Here is a 5,881-nt window from a genome sequence, read left to right as displayed (position 1 = left end):
CGTGCCGCTGCCGCCCATAACAAGCCCCACGGTCTCGGCGTCGGCCAACTTGAAGTCCGCCAGCACCGTTTTCGCCTGTAGCGGCATCACCGGGGTGGCGGTCGACGACACGCCGACCACGACGGCCCCGGTGACCGCCAGCGGCACAACGCTGAGCGGCGGCAATCTACGGCTCGTCATGGGCGGCCCTCCCGTCAGGGTTCTATGCACGTACGCAGTACGGGTAGTTTAGAGTCTCTCAACTGCTGTGTTGTCATCTTCGGAGGCTCCTGCCGGCGTTCGCGGACTCGAGCAAAGGTAAAGTTCGACATGATGAGGCACGCACTGCTCGCTACCGCTGCGATGGTTGCCGTCGCGGTCGTTGCGGCCTCGGCACAGGCGCACGCAGACGACAACAGCTACCTTTCAAAACTCAACCAGTCGGGTGTGTCCATACCGCAAACAGACAACGTTCGCCTGACGACGGGCCACTACATCTGCGGCAGGCTGGCGACGCGCGCCACCTGGCAGGATCTTGTCCGCGAGCTCACCAACACGTTCTTCTACAGCCCCGAGGCCGCTGACGTCCAGATTCAGGCCGCGCAGTCGGAGCTGTGCCCGGACAGGCTGCGCCGATGATGATTGCTCGGTAACCGGTTACGGCTGATACGTAGAAGCGGGTTGTCGCGCGGAGCTCTCGCCGGCCACGATTAAAGCCAGGGCCCAAGCGGAACAACCCACTGCACCGGCCGCACCGGCGAACCCGACGTAGAGACCGTAGCCGGCGGCGACCGGTGCAACGATGTTGACGTGGTAGTACCAGATCGCCAGCGCCACGATGAGCAGCGAAATAACCAGCGCGGCAACCGATGCCAGCTTCACAGACAAGCCACGGCCGACCATCGCACCTGCTACCAGCAGAGCGGAGGCCAACAAGACGACCAACTGGCCCACACCGAAGCCGGGCGCAGGCCGCAGGCTGCCGACACTGCCGCCGATGGCGTTGGCGTAGCCGCCGCCGTCTGCCGTGGTGGTCAGCCAGGGCAGCCAGGCGCTGATCGACAGGACAGCGGCGAACAGCGCGACGAGCCAACCGGGATGCAACCGGGTCATGTGAACACCGTGACGAAACGCTGCAGCGACTCCCGGATGTCGCTGCGCAGTGCCGCGGCCACCAGCATACCGATCGGGCCGAACAGCGCCGGGCCACCCAGGTGCACGTCGAAACTGACCACCGACCCCTCGTCCTTGGGCGTGACCTTGGCCAACAACTTGACCTTGACCCCGCCCACGCCGTTGCCGTTGAGCGTCATGGCCATCGGCGGTTTGTAGTGCACTATGGTCCATTTGATGCGGTTGGGCATGCCCTTGACCTCGACGATCGACTCGATGACCGCGCCTTTGCCGAGTTCTTCGGGCAGCTTGCTGCGCCACACCCGGTGGATGGTCAGCCACTCCTGGTAGCGGGATAGATCGGAGGCGTGCAGCCAGGCCTCTTCAGGAGGCAGCGGCACGTCGATAGATCCGGAGAGCTTCGCCATCGGCTGGTTCTACCGGTTACTCTCGTCGCGCTCACCCACGGCCTTTTTCGCCGCGCCCTTCGCCACTTCCGGCATCTTGTCGGGTTCTCGTGACAGCAGGCCCCTGACCTCGTCCAGCATTCCCATGAGCCCGTCCTTTCCGCTCACCGACCCTGCCGATCGGTCATTGTGGCCGCTGGAGGCCGTTCCCCACAAATTGGGTCGATCACCGAAAAAGGCGCCCTGCAACCACCACAGCGCCTCGATGACGGCGGCGCCGAGCACCCCGATGCCCAGTGCCACCGCCGTCACCGCGACATCAGACGGGTCCAGCATGAACTTCTCCCGGGCCAGCGGGATGGAGAAGATCACCACATACGCTGCACCGCAGGCAACCACCAGCGCCAACCGCCACCACTGGTAGGGACGCGCCACCACGGACAGCACCCAGCCCGCCGTCACCAGCAGCGTGATCAACGCCGCGGTTGATGCCTGGATCTGCTGGACCGGGGTGGCCTCACTGCCGCGATAGGTCACCAGGTAGCAGGCGAAGGTGGCGATGCCGACGACAAGCCCGTTCGGCAGCGAAGCCGTCATCACCCGCCGGACGAACCCGGAATGGGCCCGCTCGTTGTTAGGGGCGAGCGACAAGATGAAGGACGGGATGCCGATGGTGAACCAGGCAGCGATGGTGACGTGGATAGGCTGGAACGGATACAGCAGAGGCTTCACCCCGAACAGCACAGAAGCCAACCCGACGCAGCCCACCAGCAGGGCCAGCAGCACCGAGTAAACCGTTTTGGTCACAAACAGATTCGAGACCCGTTCGATGTTGCCGATCACCCGGCGGCCCTCACCCACGACATAGGGCAGTGTAGCGAACTTGTTGTCCAACAACACGATCGCAGCCACTGCCCGCGCAGCAGGGCTGCCGGCACCCATGGCGACTCCGATGTCGGCATCCTTGAGTGCCAGTACGTCGTTGACACCGTCGCCGGTCATCGCCACGGTGTGTGCGTGCGACTTCAGGGCATACACCATGGCGCGTTTCTGGTCCGGGCGCACCCGGCCGAAGGCGGCGTGACGCTCCAGCGCGTCGGCGAGCTCCGACGGCTCGGCGGGCAGCTGCCGAGCATCTAGCGCGGCACCGGGCAAGCCGAGTTTTGCCGCCACCGCGCCCACCGACACCGCGTTGTCGCCGGAGATCACCTTGATCGACACGCCCTGCGCGGCAAAGTAGTCCAGTGTCGCCCTAGCGTCGGGCCGGATCCTCTGCTCCAGCGCCACCAGCGCGATCGGACGTACTCGCCCGGGTGCATCCGGGTGATCGACCACTTGTTCGCCGGCGCCCAGCAGCAGCACCCGCAGCCCCTGCGCGCCGATCCGCTCGGCCTGCTGCGCAGTGGCCGACGCCGGGTCAAGCAACACATCCGGCGCCCCGATCACCCAGTTGCCGTGCTCGCCGTAGGAGACGCCGCTCCATTTGGTCGCCGATTTGAACGGCGCGGTTGCGGTCGCGGCCCAGCCCGGTGGAGTATTGAAGGCCTCGCGGATCGCCTGCATGCTGGCGTTGGGCCGGGCGTCGTCAGCGGCCAGCGCCGCCAGCACATCCGCAACTGCGTGCCCGCCGTGCTGGCCGTGCTGGCCGGCGACGGCGACTTCCGCGACGCGGTACACCCGCATGCCGCTTTCGGTCAGGGTGCCGGTCTTGTCCGCGCAAACCACGTCGACGCGGGCCAGCCCCTCGATTGCGGGCAACTCCTGCACCAGGCACTGCCGCTGCCCGAGCCGGATGACGCCGACCGCGAACGCGACCGACGTCATCAGCACCAGCCCCTCGGGAACCATCGGCACCAGTGCGCCGACCATCGCCAGGACCGACGCCCGCCAGCCCACATCGGTGGTGAACAGCTGGGTGTAGACGATCAGCACGCCGGCCGGGACCAGCAGATAGGTGATGAACGCCAGGAGTTTGTCGATACCGGTGCGCAGCTCGGACTTGACCAGGGTGAACTTGCTGGCCTCGCCGGTCAACTGCGCAGCGTAGGCCTGACGTCCCACCTTGGTCGCGCGATAGGCGCCAGTGCCGGCGACCACGAAGCTGCCCGACATCACTTGCTCACCAGTGTCTTTCGCGATGGGGTCGGCTTCACCGGTAAGTAGGGACTCGTCGACCTCAAGATCGGATTCCTCGACGACGTCGCCGTCGACCACAATCTGGTCACCGGGCCCGAGTTCGATGATGTCGTCGAGCACCACCTCGCCTGATGGCAGTGGCCGGGTTCCGGATTGCCTGCGCACCAAAGGTTTCGCCTGCCCGATGATGGCGAGTCGGTCCAGCGTCTGCTTGGCCCGGATCTCCTGGATCATGCCGATGACGCTGTTGGCGATGATCAGCAGACCGAACATCCCGTTGATCAGCGAGCCGGTGGCCAGCACGATGACCAGCAGCACACCCAAGATGGCGTTGATCCGGGTGAAGACGTTCGCCCGGATGATCTCGCGCACACTGCGTGCGACGCGGACCGGGACATCGTTGGTCTTGCCGCCGGCCACCCGCTGGGCGACTTCGGCGTCGCTGAGCCCGGCGGCCGGCGAGGTGGTCACCGCCGCCACCACGGGTCGGGTTCGGTGGTTGCCGTCGGCAACACACGTTCGCCGGGCCTGGGCACCGCAACCGCCACGTCGGCGGCGTCGGCTGCGGCGAGCAGCCGCTCGACGGGTTCGGCCCACGGGTGTGGGGCCAGCCGGAAGGTGCACCAGTGGATCGGCACGAGCAGTCCCGACCCGCGGGCGTGAGCGCCGTCGGCGTAGTTGACGTCCAGGTGCGCCCGGACCGCCTCTTCCGGATTCATGTGAACGTCCGGCCAGGCCGCGTTGTAGGCGCCGACGGGCATCAGCGTCACGTCGAACGGGCCGTAGTCCGAGCCGATCTGGCGAAAACTCCTGGTGTAGCCGGTGTCGCCGGCGAAGTACACCCGATGGCCGGGGCCGATGATCGCCCACGATGCCCACAGGGTGATGTTGCGGGTCAGGAAACGCCCGGAGAAATGCCGGGCCGGGGTGCAGGCCAGAGTCAGCTCGCCGACGCGGGCACATTCGTTCCAGTCGAGTTCGACGACGCGCTGCTCGGGGACGCCCCAGCTGCGCAGGTGCGCACCGACACCCAGGGGGACCAGGAACGGAGCCCGTTGCGTGCGGGCCAGTGCGACGACGGTGGCGATGTCGAGATGGTCGTAGTGATCGTGGCTGACGACGATCGCATCCAGGGCGCCAAGCATGTCCAGTTGCACCGGCGGCGGATGCAGCCGCCCCGGTCCGACGCGGTCGGACGGGGAGCAGCGGTCACCCCACACCGGGTCGGTGAGCACCCGGTAGCCGTCGATCTCGATCAGTGTCGTGGAGTGGCCAAGCCAGCTGACCGCCAGCGGTCCGGGGCCGCCGGAGACCTCTGCTGCGCCCAGCGGGATCGGGGCGGCAGGTCGGGTTGCGGCGCGTCCACGGATCAACTCCCACAGCACGAACCGCAGTTCCTCGTTGCTGAGCTTGCGCATCGACGCCGGGTCGATGTTGACGAAGACACCGTCGCGGGAATTGGGTGAGCGGTCGGTCACCGGGCGGATCACGGCCGGTCCGGCGCCCAGCGCGGCGGGCGCACCGTGCAGGGCACGCAGCGCCCACCCGCCGGCGGCCAGCGTGACCGTACCCGCCGCAAGCCGAGCCAGCCGCAGTCCTGACCGCAGCATGGTGATTAGGCGCCCTGGAACTTCGGCGGTCGTTTCTCGACCCGGGCGACCTGCGCTTCGATGACGTCCTGGCTGGCCCATGCCCTGTCGAACAGCTCCTTGTGGATCGGCCACTGCTCCTCGTAGGCGCCGTCGTCGTTAAGCACACGCTTGGCATGCTGCAGCGCCAGCGGCGCCAGGCCCGCGATCTCTTTCGCCCACACCTGCGCATCGGTCAGGGTGCCGATCCGGTTGGCCATGCCCGTCTGCAGCGCCTCGTGGGCGTTCAGCCTCTCCGCGGACAGCAGCATCGCCCGGGTACGTCCGTATCCGGCCAGCGCCGACAGCCGCCGAATGCTCCAGTTATCCAGCGCCAAACCATATTGCGCCGTCGGAAACTGGAAGAACGCCTCGGGCGCCACCACCCGCAGGTCGCAGATCATCGCCAACTGCAGACCCGCGCCGATCGCGGGTCCGTTGATCGCGCCGATCACCGGCATCGGGAATTGGTCGATGGCCTTGTTCAATGCGATCAGCTTGTCCGGGTAGTCGGCGGCGAACGCGTCACCGGAGAGGTCGGCACCGGCACAGAAGACGGTGCCCTGGCCGGTCAACACGATGGCCCGCACATCCTGGGTCCCGGCCTTCTCGACGGCC

5 protein-coding genes and 2 pseudogenes are annotated in these 5,881 nt (G+C 67.0%); 1 reads left to right on the top strand and 6 read right to left on the bottom strand.

Annotation, left to right across the window (positions count from 1 at the left end):
* A pseudogene (locus tag AC2VON_RS26095) lies at positions 1-180 on the bottom strand (PE-PPE domain-containing protein); the annotation flags it as partial.
* Between the two features lie 129 nt (positions 181-309).
* Here AC2VON_RS26095 and AC2VON_RS26090 point away from each other — a divergent pair.
* Positions 310-618: a DUF732 domain-containing protein gene (locus AC2VON_RS26090; RefSeq protein ID WP_486955404.1), complete on the top strand. Its 309-nt coding sequence runs from the start codon at positions 310-312 to the stop codon at positions 616-618.
* Positions 619-636: 18 nt separating this feature from the next.
* Here AC2VON_RS26090 and AC2VON_RS26085 read toward each other — a convergent pair whose 3' ends face one another.
* From AC2VON_RS26085 to AC2VON_RS26065, 5 genes and pseudogenes are all read right to left on the bottom strand, one after another.
* Positions 637-1,092 (bottom strand): hypothetical protein, encoded by a 456-nt coding sequence (locus AC2VON_RS26085; RefSeq protein WP_486955403.1) that lies wholly within the window; start codon positions 1,090-1,092, stop codon positions 637-639.
* On the bottom strand, positions 1,089-1,520 hold the full coding sequence (locus AC2VON_RS26080; RefSeq protein ID WP_486955402.1) for a type II toxin-antitoxin system Rv0910 family toxin: 432 nt from the start codon (positions 1,518-1,520) through the stop codon (positions 1,089-1,091). Before AC2VON_RS26080 ends, AC2VON_RS26085 begins: the two co-directional genes overlap by 4 nt.
* Before the next feature lie 189 nt (positions 1,521-1,709).
* Positions 1,710-4,106 (bottom strand): annotated as a pseudogene (locus AC2VON_RS26075) (HAD-IC family P-type ATPase); the annotation flags it as partial.
* The gene (locus tag AC2VON_RS26070) at positions 4,103-5,245 is read right to left on the bottom strand and encodes an MBL fold metallo-hydrolase (protein ID WP_486955401.1); all 1,143 of its coding nucleotides are present in this window, start codon (positions 5,243-5,245) and stop codon (positions 4,103-4,105) included. The pseudogene AC2VON_RS26075 and the gene AC2VON_RS26070, both read right to left, overlap by 4 nt.
* Before the next feature lie 5 nt (positions 5,246-5,250).
* A partial coding sequence (locus AC2VON_RS26065; protein ID WP_486955400.1) for an enoyl-CoA hydratase occupies positions 5,251-5,881 on the bottom strand: 631 nt, incomplete at its 5' end.

This window comes from Mycobacterium sp. TH-M82 (assembly GCF_057473605.1).
This window is presented reverse-complemented; position numbering and strand designations above follow the sequence as displayed.